This is a genomic window from Paenibacillus sp. J22P59 (genome assembly GCF_059383895.1).
The window spans coordinates 50,679-65,601 of record NZ_JBXENX010000020.1 but is presented as its reverse complement, the minus strand read 5'-3'; the positions used below and the strand labels follow the sequence as shown (position 1 = coordinate 65,601).

Sequence of the window (14,923 nt, the reverse complement as noted above, 5' to 3'; positions counted from 1 at the left end):
GCCGCTAAGTTAGTTGAAAGCAAGCTTTCAACTAACTCCGCTCGACTTGCATGTATTAGGCACGCCGCCAGCGTTCGTCCTGAGCCAGGATCAAACTCTCCATTTAAGAGTTTTCACATCCAACCGGAGTTGGTATGGAAATCTCGATGTGTTTTGATTGCTCATAAACATTTTTATTGCTTCTCCATCAATCCGAGGATTAATGGGGCAGTTTCGCTCGTTGTTCAGTTTTCAAAGAACAATTATTTGTTCGTGTCATTCGCTTGTCTCTCTCAGCGGCGACTCATATAATATATCACGGGTGCATAATCGATTGCAACCCTTTTTTTTATTATTTTAAAAAAAGTTTTATAAGCCTATTTACACCCTTAATTAAGGGATAAAGAGAGACGAAGTAATCGCCCCTCTCCTGTTCATTTGTAGCTGCGGACATTCAACATATATCGTGACAGCTCTTTTGGAGAAGCGATTCGGGCATACATGCGAAATATGATTTTATATCGTCTTGTTATAGCTTGTTTAATATCCCCATCTAATCGTGAATCATTCAGATCAAGCAGCATCTCATCTAATTCTTTACGGAGCACATAATCGAGTTCTTTGCATTCTTTATCGTTGAATAGAATTCCTAGCATAACAGCTGTGCGCCCTCCTAATAAGCCTCATCTATTGTAGATCCCGCTTCCGATTTAACAATAAAGCGGCGTCCTTCGCTCACGCGTCTCGACGCCGCTTTATTGTTATGCACAACAAATCGGAAAATTATTACAATAGAATTCATCTAAATAAAGAGATCACCCAAACACTCACTGTACTTTCTATTATAGAAGCCACAAAAAGCGCCACTGTTAAGATAATAACAACCGGTACAGACCTAATCATAAAATAAGTAATTTCATTGCCTATAACGGCTGCTTCCTTATTAGGATGAAGTGCATAACCAATACCTCTCCATATAAGGCCGCCGAATTTAAGACCGTAAGCACAAGCAATAACTATAGCCGGAATCTCGATGATCCCGTGCGGGATGAGCGACACGAAGAAGGATAGCATTTGGCCAATACCTTCTGTTTGTGCGATATGCTGACTAAGAAAGCCTATTATCATGCCATTAAGTATAAGGAAGAGAATCGGCAGTATCCCGAATAAAGCACCTAAATAAATGATAAAGATCGCTTTAATCGCATTGTTCAGAAAGATGAAGACCATGAACGCTAGCGTCGGATTGCTTGACTCATTGAGGGAGCCTGCTAATTGCTGCATCGCTTCAATCTGTCCCGACAAATAATCACCAAAGGAAGAGTTCGTGCCTCCGGCCACCATTCCCGCTAAGAATAGGACAAACCCTACTCCGATATATCGCCTCATTTGCTTGAAATGTGTTTTTATTGCCTGCCATTTGAACAAAGTCATTCCTCCTGAGCCTTCCGTATCCCCTTTTCTAACAAATACGAATAAGTTTGATGTACGAGCATAGATTGTACTAGAACAAGCTTTCATTAGAAAGGAGATCCATCTACGATGAACTTTTTTTATGTATTAAATGGCCGTAAGATCAAACGTAATTTCCTTATTGCAGTTGCGCTCGTCTTCTCGGTTGGTGTGATCTACGCTGAACGGGACAACATCACGGTCTTCGCCCCGCAGCAGCCAGCCGCTATTTACAATGTTCCTACGGAGAAAAAGGTTGTTGCCCTTACATTCGATATCAGCTGGGGAGAAAAAAGGACAGAGCCTATACTCAAGGTGCTGAAGGAAAAAGGAATCACACAGGCCACCTTCTTCCTATCCTCTCCTTGGGGCCAATCTCATCCCGAAATTGTAAAAATGATTATTGATGCAGGTTATGAAGTCGGCAGCCACGGCCATAAGCACGATAATTACAGCAAGCTTACGGATGACGAGATACGCAAACAGATTAATACCGCTCATACGATATTATCTGATCTTACCGGCAAGCAGCCCAATCTCATTCGTTTGCCTAATGGCGACTTTGACAAAAGAGTTCTTCGCATAGCGGAGGAGCTTAATTACAAAGTCATTCAATGGGATACTGACTCTCTAGATTGGATGAATATCGGCACGGACAAAATCATCAACCGCGTCGTCAGCCGAGCACATAACGGAGATATCATACTAATGCACGCTAGTGATTCCGTCAAGCAAACCCATGAGGCACTTCCCGTCATTATTGATCAGCTGCGTGAAAAAGGCTATGACTTCGTTTCTGTATCCGGGCTCATCGCTCAGACCGAGACAGAAGGAAAAGCTGTTCAAGATAGAGTACCTGTCTCTATGCTTGACCAGCTTCAGGCAGCAGAATGAAATTAAGCGACCGGCTTTGCAGCAGCAGCTGCAGTGTCGGTTGTTTTTTGCTTCAACAAACGTGGAAGCATCAATATTTGGTATGCATTACAAGCGAACAAAGGAATAATCATAAAGACGATAGCAGAAATATTCGTTTCGCCTTGAAGAGCTGGCCAAGATTCAATAAAAGTAACGAAAAACATTAAGAATAAAGTAGGCACAAATGCACTTCGATTCGTCTGCTTCACCTTCACATAACTAATCAACAAAGAGAAGACCAGAAGCAGAAGCGGCAGCAGCCAGAAAAACCAGTTGTTTGTACGTTGCTCAAATAATAAGTATCCTAGTCCTGCTACGGCAAAAAGTGTCGTATACCCTTGTAACGCATTCCATAGGTAGCTTTTGCGGAATACGCTTAACGCGATGTAATTCAAAGTCAAATAAGCGAAAAAGCCCATCTGGCTGAAAGCTCCGATCAACAAACCAACCAGCCCCATCATCAGGACGTTGAAGCCAACCTCATCCAGCTTCAACCCCATGAAACCAATAGATTGGTCCATCCATTGCATAATGGAGCCACTTATCATAGTAACGACAGCGCCTGCCGCCATACAGCTCCAGAATAGAAAAAACCATTTACGCAAATTCACGATAATTATCCTCCTCGACATTTTGCATGAGCAACCCCTGCTGCTTCATGTACCTCTTGCTTGTATCGCCTTTATTTTACCACGTTCGTCATAAAAAGCTAACCATCCTGCATGATAATCCCGTGAACAATAACGCATACTACTGAATATCCAAATCGTTCTGTTACAGAAGGGAGAATACGGTTCATGCGTACGCGCTTGGCTTTATTAGCGGTAATAACCGCTTTATCATTCCTATTGACGAGCTGTGGTTCAGAATCGTCGGGCGGTGGCGGCAGTCAACAAACCAGTTACAAGGATATGAAGTCGATGGTTATCGACATTTTGAAAACAGAAGATGCACAAAAGGCTCTGCAGGAATCAGCCAAACAAATGTCTGGATATAGTGGAGATACTACAAAGCTGCTGTCCGTACAGGACCAAGAGCAGGTACGTCTAGCAGTTAAGGACGTGCTTGTCTCTCCTGAGTACGATAAGGTCATCAAAACCCTTATGACTGACACACGCTTTGCCGGTGAATTCGCCAAGTCAGTGAATAAGCAGAATAAAGATATCCATAAGGAATTATTAAAAGATCCCTCCTATCAGGAGGATTTGATTAAAGTACTGAAAAATCCCGAAATGGATAAAATGATTCTTGATGTGCTTCAAAGTACGCAATATAAGAAACAGGTCATGTCCTTAATGCAGGAAGCGATGCAAAATCCTTTGTTCCGCTTGGAAGTACTCGATTTGATGAAAAAAGCTGTACAAGAGGAATTGAAGCCTAAGCCCGATGAGAAGGTTGACAAGAAGAAAGAAGAAGGCAGTCAAGACAGCGAGGACAGCGGCGGGTCAGATGAAGGAGAAGGCGAAGACAGCGGCAGCGGAAATTCCGAATAAAGGGAGTACTATCCCAATAAAAAAGCCCGAGCCTGATGGAGAAATCAAAACTTCTCCAGCCAGCAGCTCGGGCTTATTATTTGTTACATCTTATTTAGCAGTCTCACAGCGCTTAATAACTTGCTCGGCAATTTCCAGATACAGCTGTCCTGTTTCGGTATCCTCTTTATAGACGGATGGAGCAAAATCAGCTTCCGAAATATGATTATCTGGCGCACCCAGTGGAATCTGAGCCAGAAGATCAGCATGAAGCGACTCTGCTAATCGTGCACCGCCTCCACGGCCGAACACATATTCAATATCTCCGCTCTTGCTTTGATAATAAGACATGTTCTCCACAATGCCGATAATCTCATGCTCCGTTTTAATCGCCATCGCACCGGCTCTAGCTGCAACAAAGGCTGCAGTAGCATGTGGAGTTGTGACGATTATTTCTTTGCTCTGAGGAATGATTTGATGGACATCGAGCGCTACATCGCCTGTTCCTGGCGGTAGATCGAGCAGCAAGTAGTCCAGCTCTCCCCATTCGATCTCGGAGAAGAAGTTGCGCAGCATCTTGCCCAGCATCGGGCCCCGCCATACAATCGGACTGTTGTCTTCGACGAAGAAGCCCATCGACATTACTTTTACTCCGAATTTCTCAATCGGAATGACCCGTTCATTGACAACCTCCGGGCGATTCTCAATTCCCATCATATCAGGAACGCTGAAGCCATAAATGTCTGCGTCGATAATGCCGACGCGTTTGCCCTTGCGGGCTAAGGCGACCGCTAGATTGACGGTCACCGTGGATTTGCCGACGCCGCCCTTGCCGCTGGCGACGGCGATGAACTGCACCCCGCTGCTAGGATCAAGCAGCGGATTAGCCAGCCCGGCCCCGTGACCTTGTACGGGGCCGCTGGCTGCGCCGGCACTTGCAGCAGCAGCGGGCTTCGCCCCGCTGCCGGCCTGTGCCGGCGTCCCGCGCTCGGCGGATGCATCCGCCGCAGCTGCGGGCTCAAGCGCACGAAACCGGCAATGCACGGTTTCGGCGCCTAGCCGCGTGAGCGCTTCGCGCAGCGCGGCCTCCAGCGAGGGCTTCACTTCCTCGCTGGATACAAGAACCGTCATCGACACTTGACGGTCTTTCACAACTACGTCGCGGATGCTCAGTTCATCCGCCTTATATGCTGCCGTCACAGAAGTAACGGCCTCCAATGCTTGTTCACGAGTCATCATAGGTAGAACCACCTTTATGCGTGGCAGAAGCCTGATACGCTTGTTTTTAATCATCATTATAACACAGCCAACCAATAAAATTAATTGACATTCAGCTTCTCTCCGGAGGCATAGCGCAGAATGCCCTGATAGATCGAGGCGGCGACCTTCCGCTGATACTCGGTATCTGCAAGTCTTGCTGCCTCACCAGGATTCGACAAGAACCCGACCTCTACCAGTGCAGTTGGAATATTCTCAATTGCCTTCAATAGGTACACTTTATTTTCCTTCGCTGCCACTCGGCTTGTATTCTCCAGATTCCGCTTAATTTCATTCTGAATAAAGGCGGCTAGCATTCCATTATCCGTATGATTGCCAGGGTTGTAGAAGGTTTGCGCCCCAGACCATTTCTCCGAAGGTATGCTATTCATATGGACACTGACAACCAGACTAGCCTTGCTTTCTTTAATCAGGCTCACTCTTCGAAGCAAGTCCTCCGTCTTCCGTTTGCTGAAGGCCCTTGTATCTCCTCCAGCCAGATCCTGATCCGTCTCCCTTGTCATGAGAACAACGGCTCCTGCCTGCTGCAAATAATCACGCAAATATAAAGCAATCGCCAAATTCAAATCCTTTTCTACGACTCCTTGCTTGCTTACAGCCCCGCCATCAACTCCTCCATGACCAGCATCAATGGCTATCGTATGTCCTGACAATGGCAGCGACCAATAGGACCAAGACCTTATCGCCGGCTCGCTCTGGCTTAATAATATCCAAGTCAATACGAGCGCCAATACCCCCATACTGATCCGCAGCACACCCTTCATAGTCATCCATACTACAAATCGTTTCTTCAATCGGCGCATCAAAAAACACCTCGTCCCCCTGAAATGATAGCTCTGCATTTGCTTATCAGATGGATAAGCCCTACGCTCATTATCATTTATATGGGACGAGGTGATCGTTTATGAGATGTGTTTGTTCAATTAACCAACTGGCTGCTCAGACATGCCTTCAATAAGGATTTGAGCAACTTCCGGGCGAGAGAATTCAGGTGGAGGGCAGATGCCATCACGCAGCAAAGCGCGAACCTTCGTTCCAGACAACGTCAAATGATGCTCTTTGTCATGCGGACAAGTTTTGGTCGTACCCATATTGCCGCACTTCTTACAGAAGAAGCTATGCTCGAAATAAAGCGGGGTAATGCCGAGATCTTCCTCTGGAATAGAACGAAGCAGGTCTTGTGCCTCGTAGGTACCATAATAATCGCCTACTCCTGCATGGTCACGCCCTACAATGAAATGGCTGCAGCCATAATTTTTACGAACAAGCGCATGGAAGATCGCTTCGCGAGGACCCGCATAGCGCATAGCTGCCGGGAAGACTCCGAGGAAAACACGATCGCTTGGGTAATAATTGTCAAGCAGTGCCAAGTAGCTCTTCATCCGTACATTAGCAGGCACGTCATCGGACTTGGTCTCACCAACCAATGGATTCAGGAATAAAGCATCGACAATTTCCATTGCCGTCTTCTGAATATATTCATGCGCCCGATGAACCGGATTGCGAGTCTGGAAGCCAACTACCGTTTTCCAGCCCTTTTCCTCAAAGATTCGACGCGTCTCCGATGGATCGAAGTAGAACTCGCCAAATTTCTCAGGCTGCGGACGATTCAGAACTGTAATTGCACCGCCCACGTAGATCGGGGAACGAGACAGCAGCTTCTGAACACCAGGGTGCTCAATATCATTTGTTTTGAACACTTGTACCGCTTCTGCCTGTTGGTCTACAGTATAGATGCTCTCTACATCCAATAATCCGTATATAACACCATCTTCACCAATTAGTGAAGCTTTAGTACCAAGCTCAAGAGTTGCTGCTTGATCCTCTTCTATAGAAAGCGTAATCGGAATGCTCCATACCGTTCCATCTGCCAGACGCATCCGCTCTACAACAGAACGATAATCCTCTTCTTTAAGAAAGCCCGTAAGAGGGGAGAACGCGCCTACCCCGATCAAGTCGAGATCCGATACTGTCCAGTTATTAATGATGATTGCAGGAAGACTCTTTGCCTCTTCTAATAATGCTTCTCGTTGATCGCCCGTTGCGATACGGTTAACCAATACGCCGCCGTGCGGTAAAATTTGGCCCATGCTAACTCATTACCTCCCATAGCTCCGCTATTGTTATTCCAGACTAATTCGTCTTATTTATGCAAGCCGCATTCCGTTTTTTCTTGGCCGGACCAACGTCCAGCGCGCGGATCTTCACCCGGCATTACTTTGCGTGTGCAATACTCACAGCCGATGCTCGGATAGTTCTGATCATGCAGGGGATTGTACAGAACATCATTCTCACGAATATAGGCCCATACATCCTCAGTCGTCCAGCCTGCAATCGGATTGAACTTCACAAGGCCGAACTTCGTATCATATTCGACTTTCTTCGAATTGGCACGAGTAGGAGCCTGATCGCGACGAATTCCTGTAATCCAAGCTTCATATTTCGACAAAATTTCGGTAAGCGGATCTACCTTCCGAATACCGCAGCATTTATTCGCATCCGTTTTCCATAATTCTGGACCAAATTGTTCAGCTTGCTCTTCCGGCGTCAGCTTAGGCTTTACTTCAACAAACGGAATGCCTGGATAGCGAGCAATCATCTTGTCGCGCGTTTCGTAAGTCTCTTTGAAGTGAAAGTCAGTGTCCAAATAGAAAATATCCGTAGTAGGGCTGATCTTTTGCAGCATATCCACAAGAACAACGTCTTCAGCACCAAAGCTGCAAGCAAAGGTTATATTGGGAAATGTCTCTACCGCATAAGCGATAATTTCTTGCGGTGTAGCATTTTCAAGCTCTTCCGCCTTCTGTTTAATGAGCGCTTCCTTTTCAAACAAGTTCATCGTTATGACCTCCATTGTTTAATTCCAAGTAAGTTCATCTGGTATTACTTGAATTATACGTTCAAAGATCATAATGTTCAACAAAAGTTTTCACCAAAATGAAATAAAGTTTAAAAAATTATCCATTGATGCTTTTCTGTGGATAACTGTCTACCATTTCAGAGTCCTTCATTCCAAAAAAAACAGGCATCCTATCCACAAGTTAATTGTGTATAAGATGCCTGTTTCCACTATCCACATACTGGATGACCCTAATACGCCATAAAAAAACTAAAGCCCCTGACCAGTGAAGGCCAAGGGCAATAATCGAAATATTAACGTTTGGAGAATTGTGGCGCACGACGTGCTGCTTTAAGACCGTATTTCTTACGTTCTTTCATACGTGGGTCACGAGTCAGGAAGCCAGCACGTTTCAGAGCTGGGCGGAATTCCGGATCTGCTTTAAGCAGAGCGCGGGAAATACCGTGGCGGATAGCGCCAGCTTGACCGGACATACCGCCGCCGTTAGCAATAACGAGTACATCGTATTGCGAAAGCGTTTCAGTAAGGTTAAGCGGTTGCTTAACGATCAGCTTCAATGTTTCCAGACCAAAATATTCGTTCAGATCGCGTTTGTTAACAATGATTCGTCCTTCACCTGGCACAAGACGTACACGTGCAACAGAGTGTTTACGACGACCGGTTCCATAGTATTGCACTTGAGCCATGAAACTGTCCTCCTCTTATTAGCCGCGAAGTTCGTAAACTTCTGGATTTTGTGCTTGATGCGGATGCTCCGAACCAGCGTATGCTTTAAGTCTAAGCTTCATGCTATTGCCTTGGCGAGTTTTTGGCAACATGCCGTGAACTGCGAATTCAATAACACGATCAGCTTTCTTTGCAATCATTTCGTTAGCAGGCGTTACTTTCAAACCGCCTGGGTGCATGGAGTGACGGTAGTACATTTTGTCAGTCAATTTCTTGCCTGTCAAAACGATTTTCTCAGCGTTGATGACGATAACGAAATCGCCAGTATCAACATGAGGCGTAAATTGCGGTTTATGTTTGCCGCGGATCAGCGCTGCCGCTTCACTGGCGAGACGACCAAGCGTCTTGCCTGCCGCATCGATGATGTACCATTTACGCTCAACTTCATTTGGCTTAGCCATATAGGTGGTACGCATGGATGATCCTCCTTAATTCGGTTACAGTTAAAGTTTATTAAACAACGTTTCACGTTTGTTTGTTATATCTAGTAAAGCTGCCAAGTTTGTGAATTCTCAGTCGGGGCTGTGGGATAGCCACTAAGAAAAGCACAAGTCATATTCTACTACACAAAGTGGGCTAAAGCAAGCAGTTTATGTGATTTATAATCACATTTGATCAGGATATTCAACCTGTATAAGAATAAGTCCGTGAGCCATTGCAGTAGGCCCTGCCAAAGAGCGGCTTCGCCCCTTCAATATGCGTAGCATATCGTCAGCAGCAAGCTTGCCTTCACCAACATGAAGCAGTGTACCCATGATGACTCTCACCATGTTGTACAAGAATCCATTCCCGGTAATATACATGTGAACCATGTTTCCCTTCCGTTCGAAATAAGCCTCGTAGATGGTTCGAACATGATGCGGCTTAGTTGAATGGATGGAAGTAAAGGAAGTAAAATCATGCTCTCCGATCAAATGCTTTAAACCGTCTTGCATCGCTTCAAGGTTAAGCGGAGTAGGATGATGAAACGCGTATTTACGGTTAAATACGTCAGGGAATTTTCCCAGATCAATCGTATAGCGATACGTTTTACGTTTCGCTGATTTTCTGGAATGAAACTCCTCCGGGACCTCAAGTGCCTCCAATATGACGATATCCTTCGGCAGTCTAGTATTCAGCGCAATTGCCCATCTCTCTACCGGAATCGTCGATTCGGTGAAGAAATTAAACACTTGTCCTTGCGCATGTACACCAGCATCCGTTCGGCCTGAGCCGATAATAAGAATGTCGTCGCCTGTCAGCGCCTTAATCGACTTCTCCAGCTCCTGCTGCACAGTTCTCCCATAAGGCTGTGATTGAAAGCCATTAAAGTCCGTCCCGTCATAACTAACCGTCACGCTTATGTTTCTCATTTGTAATCCGCCTTCCTATCCAAGCAATGGTAATGACAATAGCGCGGCTTCCCCCAAGTTACCCGCTATTTCAGCCACTGCCTTGAACTCCACCTTGTAACGAAAGGACATCGTTACACTTGCAGGTAGAATACTTATGGTCTTGACCTAACTGAACAACGAAAGTCACTAGTTTGTATCCTAAAGGATTAATAGGACGAACGATATGCCCTGCTAACCTTTAGCATCCCTAATGCATCATTCATTGCCACGAAAGGCTTAGAATGCCATCCTCAGCTTCTCATTGCCATATGAGCTGCGTGCCTCCATTTCTGGAGACTCGCAATCATAATGGCAATAAAAAAAGGTGGCCGCAAGGGTCCACCCTTTCTCATAAGATAAGCTGTATAAGGTTGACCGATATACGAACTTATCTTTCAACGCAACGCCAGACAGCATCATCTTAACAGACAATACGGGCGTATATGCTCATCTTACGCGCGGTCAACCAGTTCCAAATACACCATAGGCGCAGAGTCGCCACGGCGGGGTCCTAGTTTAAGAATCCGCGTGTATCCGCCCGCACGTTCTGAGTAACGGGTGGCCAGTTCGGAGAATAGTTTTTGGATTGCATCTTGCTCTCCATCAATAGTCTCGCGGCGAACGTAAGCAGCTACTTGACGACGAGCGTGCAAGTCACCTTTTTTCGCTTTAGTGATCAGCTTTTCAGCGATCGAACGAACTTCTTTAGCTTTCGCTTCAGTTGTTTGAATACGCTCATACAGGAATAGGTCAGTAACGAGGTCACGGAACAATGCTTTACGTGCACTAGCGTCACGGCCCAATTTTTGATATGCCATCTTGATTTCCCCTCCCTTGCCTTTAGTCTGTACTAGATGCTCTCAACTACTCTTCCATGCGAAGGCCAAGCCCCAGCTCTTCCAGCTTCTCTTGAACTTCCTCGAGTGATTTGCGGCCCAAGTTACGAACCTTCATCATGTCCTCTTCGGATTTCGTGATTAGCTCTTGAACCGTGTTGATACCAGCGCGTTTCAAGCAGTTGTAAGACCGTACGGAAAGATCCAGTTCTTCGATAGTCATCTCTAGAACTTTCTCTTTCTTATCTTCTTCCTTCTCGACCATGATTTCCGCGTCTTTGGCTTCATCGGTCAATCCAACGAACAGATCCAAATGCTCGGTCAGAATCTTAGCGCCGAGGCTTACCGCCTCTTCCGGCCGAATACTACCGTCAGTCCATACTTCAAGTGTTAATTTGTCGTAGTTGGTGACTTGACCAACGCGAGTATTTTCAACGCTGTAATTGACACGGGTAATTGGCGTGTAAATCGAATCAACTGGAATTACTCCAATCGGTTGATCGTCCCGCTTGTTGCGGTCCGCTTGAACGTAACCACGTCCACGATTGGCGAAAATTCGCAAATGGAGCCGCGCGCCGGAGGCCAAGGTGGCGATGTGAAGATCAGGGTTCAAAATCTCGACATCACTGTCAGCTCTAATGTCCCCTGCCGTAATGATCCCTTCGCCATCCGCGTCTATTTCCAACACCTTTTCTTCATCGGAGTGGATTTTCAACGAGAGGCCTTTCAAGTTCAGAATGATCTCAGTTACGTCCTCAATCACTCCAGGAACCGTAGAGAACTCGTGAAGCACTCCGTCGATTTGAACAGATGTTACAGCTGCGCCTGGCAGCGACGACAACAGAATTCGCCGAAGCGAATTGCCCAGTGTCGTGCCATATCCGCGCTCCAACGGTTCTACGACGAAACGTCCGTATGTTCCATCTTCATTCAAATCGACGGTCTCGATTTTCGGCTTTTCGATCTCAATCACTAATAGTACCCTCCTTCAAACGTCGCTCCGTTACCATACCGTATTTTTTAGTCAAATCTCGTAGTATGCCAAACCTTCACAACCATTATTCACAAGTTGTTGATATTTGATACCACTGTCAATCCAACTATACGCGACGACGCTTCGGCGGACGGCATCCGTTATGAGGAACTGGCGTTACGTCTTTAATCAGGTTAACTTCGAGACCAGCTGCTTGAAGCGAACGAATCGCTGCTTCGCGGCCTGCGCCAGGACCTTTAACCATAACCTCAACAGCTTTCATACCATGCTCCATCGCAGATTTAGCTGCGGATTCCGCTGCCATTTGCGCTGCGTAAGGCGTGCTTTTACGGGAACCTTTGAATCCAAGGTTACCTGAGCTTGCCCAAGAGATTGCATTACCGTGAGGGTCTGTGATCGTTACGATCGTGTTATTGAATGTCGAGCGAATGTGCGCTACGCCAGACTCAATATTTTTCCGATCACGACGTTTTGTACGAACGACTTTTTTAGGTTTAGCCATTGTCCTATTTCACCCCTTTATTATTTCTTCTTGTTAGCTACAGTCCGACGAGGACCTTTGCGCGTACGCGCATTAGTTTTCGTACGTTGTCCACGAACAGGCAAGCCACGACGGTGACGAACACCACGATAGCAACCGATCTCGATTAGACGTTTGATGTTAAGCGAAATTTCACGACGCAAGTCGCCTTCTACTTTAACGGATTTGTCAATTGCTTCACGCAATTTAGCAAGTTCGTCTTCTGTCAAATCGCGAACACGTGTGTTGAAATCAACGCCAGCAGTGTTCAAGATTTTTTGCGAAGTCGTTTTGCCAATACCGAAAATGTATGTCAGGGCAATTTCGACGCGTTTGTCACGCGGCAAGTCTACACCAGATATACGTGCCATAGGCCGTTATCCCTCCTTCTATCCTTGTTTTTGTTTGTGTTTCGGATTTTCACAAATCACCATAACGTTGCCTTTGCGACGAATGACTTTGCATTTTTCGCAGATCGGCTTAACCGAAGGTCTAACCTTCATTGTGATTACCTCCCGAATCCTTCGTAAGCAAAACTCTGCAGTTTACTTCCGATAGGTGATGCGCCCTCTTGATAAATCATAAGGCGATAACTGTATTACCACTTTGTCTCCCGTCAGAATACGGATAAAGTGCATTCTGAGCTTCCCGGAAACATGTGCGAGAATTTGATGACCGTTCTCCAGCTCCACCTTGAACATGGCATTCGGCAGCGGTTCGATTACCGTACCTTCGACCTCAATGACGTCTTCCTTTGCCACCGTCATTCTCCTTTCGCATGTGCAAACTTCTGAATCACATAACGTAACTTGGCGTTGGTCACCCTGCCCGTTTCAAGCAAGCTGTTTGATACTTCGCTGCTTATAGCGGGTTGTAACTCGAGATGCAGAACGTTCTTCTTCTTGGGCTGATCGAAGCGTCGCTTGTCGCCATCAACGATCATGACGAATCTCTCGTCAACAATCGCTATGATGACTGCATAGCTATTCTCATCCTTGCCTCGAAGCACTTTCACGAGTTGCCCGATCTGAGGTTGTTTGTCCATATCGGATTACTCCACTCTCGGTAACATCGTCAAAATTTCAAATCCGTCCTCCGTTACGGCTACCGTATGCTCGAAATGAGCACACCATGAGCCGTCTTCCGTTACGACCGTCCAATTGTCTTCTAACGTGCGGACATATCGTTCGCCGATGTTAACCATAGGTTCGATGCAAAGCACCATCCCTTGTTTAAGCCGCGGTCCGCGATCTGGCATGCCGTAGTTTGGTATGGAAGGTTCCTCATGGAGGTCTTTCCCAATCCCATGTCCGACAAATTCTCGCACGATAGAAAAGCCAGCCGCTTCGACAACCTGTTGAACCGCATGCGATATTGTAAATAATCTAACATCCGGACGAATAAGCTGCAATGCCGCGTAGAGCGATTGCTCCGTCACCTCGAGCAGCCTCCGAGCTTCATCTGAGATCTGCCCAACCGGATAGGTCCAAGCTGAATCTCCATGGTAGCCTTGATACTGCGCACCGATATCGATACTTATAATGTCGCCTTCGTTCAACTTCCGAGGTCCAGGAAAACCATGCACAAGCTCATCATTCACAGAAGCGCATATGCTGGCAGGAAAACCATTGTAACCTTTGAAGGAAGGAACAGCACCTTGACTGCGAATATACGCTTCTGCGATTTGGTCAAGCTCGAGAGTCGTAACTCCTGGCTTAACCGCATCCGCCATAAGGCGATGTGTATCCGCTACAATGCGGCCGGCTTCCCTCATATATTGCAGCTCCGAAACGGATTTGCATATAATCATTACAATGAACCTCGTAAGCAGGAAACGATTTCGGACGTTACCGTATCAATTTCCTTCTCACCGTCGACTTCGCGAAGAAGACCTTTACCGCTGTAATAGTTAAGAAGAGGAGCTGTTTTGGAAATATACTCATCAAGTCGTGTTCCGACTTTCTCTTCCGTATCATCCGACCGTTGATACAATTCGCCGTCGCATTTGTCGCAGACGCCATCTTGTTTCGGTGGATTAAACATTACGTGGTACGTCGACCCGCAAGCCTTACAAATGCGTCTCCCGGTCAAACGAGCAAGTAACAATCCGCGGTCAACTTTCAAATTAATAACATGGTCAATGCCCCGGTTCAATTCCACAAGCATCGCATCAAGCGCTTCCGCCTGTTGCAGCGTACGCGGAAATCCATCAAGTAAGAAGCCTTTGTTGCAATCATCGAGTGCAAGACGTTCTTTAACAATACCGTTCGTGATCTCATCGGGAACGAGTAGTCCTTGATCGACATACTCCTTCGCTTTAAGACCAAGCGGAGTTTCCTGTTTCATTGCAAGGCGGAAAGCGTCGCCTGTCGAGATATGCGGAATGCCAAACTCGTCAACGATACGCTCAGCTTGCGTTCCTTTACCGGCTCCCGGAGGGCCCATGAATAATATGTTCATTGCCTGCTTCCTCGCTTTAAGCACAATAGGCTCGTTCGGGTTCCGTACGATCGCATGC

22 protein-coding genes and 1 rRNA gene are annotated in these 14,923 nt (G+C 46.4%); 2 read left to right on the top strand and 21 right to left on the bottom strand.

Annotated elements, in window-relative coordinates; translation table 11 throughout:
* From AC50YO_RS24275 to AC50YO_RS24265, 3 genes are all read right to left on the bottom strand, one after another.
* A 16S ribosomal RNA gene (locus AC50YO_RS24275) occupies positions 1-106 on the bottom strand; the annotation flags it as partial.
* Positions 107-413: 307 nt separating this feature from the next.
* The gene (locus tag AC50YO_RS24270) at positions 414-635 is read right to left on the bottom strand and encodes a hypothetical protein (protein ID WP_494851031.1); all 222 of its coding nucleotides are present in this window, start codon (positions 633-635) and stop codon (positions 414-416) included.
* Positions 636-777: 142 nt separating this feature from the next.
* On the bottom strand, positions 778-1,407 hold the full coding sequence (locus tag AC50YO_RS24265; protein WP_494851029.1) for a stage II sporulation protein M: 630 nt from the start codon (positions 1,405-1,407) through the stop codon (positions 778-780).
* A 114-nt stretch (positions 1,408-1,521) separates the two neighbouring features.
* On the opposite strand from AC50YO_RS24265, the gene pdaB reads away from it, so the two are divergent.
* Complete coding sequence (pdaB, locus tag AC50YO_RS24260; protein WP_494851028.1) at positions 1,522-2,325, top strand: polysaccharide deacetylase family sporulation protein PdaB; 804 nt, start codon at positions 1,522-1,524, stop codon at positions 2,323-2,325.
* Positions 2,326-2,327: 2 nt separating this feature from the next.
* Here the strand turns inward: pdaB and AC50YO_RS24255 are convergent, their stop codons facing one another.
* Entirely contained in the window at positions 2,328-2,957 is a 630-nt protein-coding gene (locus AC50YO_RS24255) for a KinB-signaling pathway activation protein (protein WP_494851027.1), read from the bottom strand.
* Between the two features lie 186 nt (positions 2,958-3,143).
* On the opposite strand from AC50YO_RS24255, the gene gerD reads away from it, so the two are divergent.
* Positions 3,144-3,839 carry a spore germination lipoprotein GerD gene (gerD, locus tag AC50YO_RS24250; protein ID WP_494851025.1) on the top strand — a complete coding sequence of 232 codons (696 nt, stop codon included), beginning with the start codon at positions 3,144-3,146 and terminating at the stop codon, positions 3,837-3,839.
* 90 nt (positions 3,840-3,929) lie between these two features.
* Here the strand turns inward: gerD and AC50YO_RS24245 are convergent, their stop codons facing one another.
* From AC50YO_RS24245 to AC50YO_RS24165, 17 genes are all read right to left on the bottom strand, one after another.
* A complete protein-coding gene (locus tag AC50YO_RS24245; RefSeq protein ID WP_494851022.1) occupies positions 3,930-5,057 on the bottom strand; it encodes an Mrp/NBP35 family ATP-binding protein in 1,128 nt (375 codons plus the stop codon).
* An 80-nt stretch (positions 5,058-5,137) separates the two neighbouring features.
* Positions 5,138-5,899, bottom strand: coding sequence for an N-acetylmuramoyl-L-alanine amidase CwlD (gene cwlD / locus AC50YO_RS24240; RefSeq protein ID WP_494851035.1), 762 nt, complete (start codon positions 5,897-5,899; stop codon positions 5,138-5,140).
* Positions 5,900-6,019: 120 nt separating this feature from the next.
* The gene (gene sat / locus AC50YO_RS24235) at positions 6,020-7,186 is read right to left on the bottom strand and encodes a sulfate adenylyltransferase (RefSeq protein ID WP_494851021.1); all 1,167 of its coding nucleotides are present in this window, start codon (positions 7,184-7,186) and stop codon (positions 6,020-6,022) included.
* A gap of 53 nt (positions 7,187-7,239) precedes the next feature.
* Positions 7,240-7,935 (bottom strand): phosphoadenylyl-sulfate reductase, encoded by a 696-nt coding sequence (locus AC50YO_RS24230; RefSeq protein WP_494851019.1) that lies wholly within the window; start codon positions 7,933-7,935, stop codon positions 7,240-7,242.
* Between the two features lie 314 nt (positions 7,936-8,249).
* The gene (gene rpsI / locus AC50YO_RS24225) at positions 8,250-8,642 is read right to left on the bottom strand and encodes a 30S ribosomal protein S9 (protein WP_494851017.1); all 393 of its coding nucleotides are present in this window, start codon (positions 8,640-8,642) and stop codon (positions 8,250-8,252) included.
* 18 nt (positions 8,643-8,660) lie between these two features.
* Positions 8,661-9,098, bottom strand: a complete 438-nt coding sequence (gene rplM / locus AC50YO_RS24220; protein ID WP_494851016.1) for a 50S ribosomal protein L13 — start codon at positions 9,096-9,098, stop codon at positions 8,661-8,663.
* A 189-nt stretch (positions 9,099-9,287) separates the two neighbouring features.
* The gene (gene truA, locus AC50YO_RS24215; RefSeq protein ID WP_494851015.1) at positions 9,288-10,034 is read right to left on the bottom strand and encodes a tRNA pseudouridine(38-40) synthase TruA; all 747 of its coding nucleotides are present in this window, start codon (positions 10,032-10,034) and stop codon (positions 9,288-9,290) included.
* A gap of 258 nt (positions 10,035-10,292) precedes the next feature.
* Entirely contained in the window at positions 10,293-10,487 is a 195-nt protein-coding gene (locus tag AC50YO_RS24210) for a hypothetical protein (protein WP_494851014.1), read from the bottom strand.
* Positions 10,488-10,507: 20 nt separating this feature from the next.
* The gene (gene rplQ / locus AC50YO_RS24205) at positions 10,508-10,873 is read right to left on the bottom strand and encodes a 50S ribosomal protein L17 (RefSeq protein WP_494851012.1); all 366 of its coding nucleotides are present in this window, start codon (positions 10,871-10,873) and stop codon (positions 10,508-10,510) included.
* A gap of 46 nt (positions 10,874-10,919) precedes the next feature.
* On the bottom strand, positions 10,920-11,864 hold the full coding sequence (locus tag AC50YO_RS24200; RefSeq protein WP_494851010.1) for a DNA-directed RNA polymerase subunit alpha: 945 nt from the start codon (positions 11,862-11,864) through the stop codon (positions 10,920-10,922).
* A 127-nt stretch (positions 11,865-11,991) separates the two neighbouring features.
* Positions 11,992-12,387 carry a 30S ribosomal protein S11 gene (gene rpsK / locus AC50YO_RS24195; protein ID WP_494851009.1) on the bottom strand — a complete coding sequence of 132 codons (396 nt, stop codon included), beginning with the start codon at positions 12,385-12,387 and terminating at the stop codon, positions 11,992-11,994.
* Between the two features lie 20 nt (positions 12,388-12,407).
* Positions 12,408-12,776, bottom strand: coding sequence for a 30S ribosomal protein S13 (gene rpsM / locus AC50YO_RS24190; protein ID WP_494851007.1), 369 nt, complete (start codon positions 12,774-12,776; stop codon positions 12,408-12,410).
* Between the two features lie 18 nt (positions 12,777-12,794).
* On the bottom strand, positions 12,795-12,908 hold the full coding sequence (gene rpmJ / locus AC50YO_RS24185) for a 50S ribosomal protein L36 (protein ID WP_003333770.1): 114 nt from the start codon (positions 12,906-12,908) through the stop codon (positions 12,795-12,797).
* Between the two features lie 42 nt (positions 12,909-12,950).
* The gene (infA, locus tag AC50YO_RS24180; protein ID WP_015847200.1) at positions 12,951-13,166 is read right to left on the bottom strand and encodes a translation initiation factor IF-1; all 216 of its coding nucleotides are present in this window, start codon (positions 13,164-13,166) and stop codon (positions 12,951-12,953) included.
* Positions 13,167-13,168: 2 nt separating this feature from the next.
* A complete protein-coding gene (locus AC50YO_RS24175) occupies positions 13,169-13,450 on the bottom strand; it encodes a hypothetical protein (RefSeq protein ID WP_494851005.1) in 282 nt (93 codons plus the stop codon).
* Between the two features lie 6 nt (positions 13,451-13,456).
* Positions 13,457-14,215 (bottom strand): type I methionyl aminopeptidase, encoded by a 759-nt coding sequence (gene map, locus AC50YO_RS24170; protein WP_494851003.1) that lies wholly within the window; start codon positions 14,213-14,215, stop codon positions 13,457-13,459.
* Positions 14,215-14,865, bottom strand: coding sequence for an adenylate kinase (locus AC50YO_RS24165; protein ID WP_494851002.1), 651 nt, complete (start codon positions 14,863-14,865; stop codon positions 14,215-14,217). Before AC50YO_RS24165 ends, map begins: the two co-directional genes overlap by 1 nt.
* Positions 14,866-14,923 lie beyond the last annotated feature (58 nt).

What these genes read in the sequence shown, in the direction of transcription:
- AC50YO_RS24270 (WP_494851031.1), bottom strand. Translation starts at nt 635, where the DNA reads ATGCTAGGAATTCTATTCAACGATAAAGAATGCAAAGAACTCGATTAT.
- pdaB (WP_494851028.1), top strand. Translation starts at nt 1,522, where the DNA reads ATGAACTTTTTTTATGTATTAAATGGCCGTAAGATCAAACGTAATTTC.
- gerD (WP_494851025.1), top strand. Translation starts at nt 3,144, where the DNA reads ATGCGTACGCGCTTGGCTTTATTAGCGGTAATAACCGCTTTATCATTC.
- AC50YO_RS24245 (WP_494851022.1), bottom strand. Translation starts at nt 5,057, where the DNA reads ATGATGACTCGTGAACAAGCATTGGAGGCCGTTACTTCTGTGACGGCA.
- cwlD (WP_494851035.1), bottom strand. Translation starts at nt 5,899, where the DNA reads ATGCGCCGATTGAAGAAACGATTTGTAGTATGGATGACTATGAAGGGT.
- sat (WP_494851021.1), bottom strand. Translation starts at nt 7,186, where the DNA reads ATGGGCCAAATTTTACCGCACGGCGGCGTATTGGTTAACCGTATCGCA.
- AC50YO_RS24230 (WP_494851019.1), bottom strand. Translation starts at nt 7,935, where the DNA reads ATGAACTTGTTTGAAAAGGAAGCGCTCATTAAACAGAAGGCGGAAGAG.
- rpsI (WP_494851017.1), bottom strand. Translation starts at nt 8,642, where the DNA reads ATGGCTCAAGTGCAATACTATGGAACCGGTCGTCGTAAACACTCTGTT.
- rplM (WP_494851016.1), bottom strand. Translation starts at nt 9,098, where the DNA reads ATGCGTACCACCTATATGGCTAAGCCAAATGAAGTTGAGCGTAAATGG.
- truA (WP_494851015.1), bottom strand. Translation starts at nt 10,034, where the DNA reads ATGAGAAACATAAGCGTGACGGTTAGTTATGACGGGACGGACTTTAAT.
- rplQ (WP_494851012.1), bottom strand. Translation starts at nt 10,873, where the DNA reads ATGGCATATCAAAAATTGGGCCGTGACGCTAGTGCACGTAAAGCATTG.
- rpsK (WP_494851009.1), bottom strand. Translation starts at nt 12,387, where the DNA reads ATGGCTAAACCTAAAAAAGTCGTTCGTACAAAACGTCGTGATCGGAAA.
- rpsM (WP_494851007.1), bottom strand. Translation starts at nt 12,776, where the DNA reads ATGGCACGTATATCTGGTGTAGACTTGCCGCGTGACAAACGCGTCGAA.
- rpmJ (WP_003333770.1), bottom strand. Translation starts at nt 12,908, where the DNA reads ATGAAGGTTAGACCTTCGGTTAAGCCGATCTGCGAAAAATGCAAAGTC.
- AC50YO_RS24175 (WP_494851005.1), bottom strand. Translation starts at nt 13,450, where the DNA reads ATGGACAAACAACCTCAGATCGGGCAACTCGTGAAAGTGCTTCGAGGC.
- map (WP_494851003.1), bottom strand. Translation starts at nt 14,215, where the DNA reads ATGATTATATGCAAATCCGTTTCGGAGCTGCAATATATGAGGGAAGCC.
- AC50YO_RS24165 (WP_494851002.1), bottom strand. Translation starts at nt 14,865, where the DNA reads ATGAACATATTATTCATGGGCCCTCCGGGAGCCGGTAAAGGAACGCAA.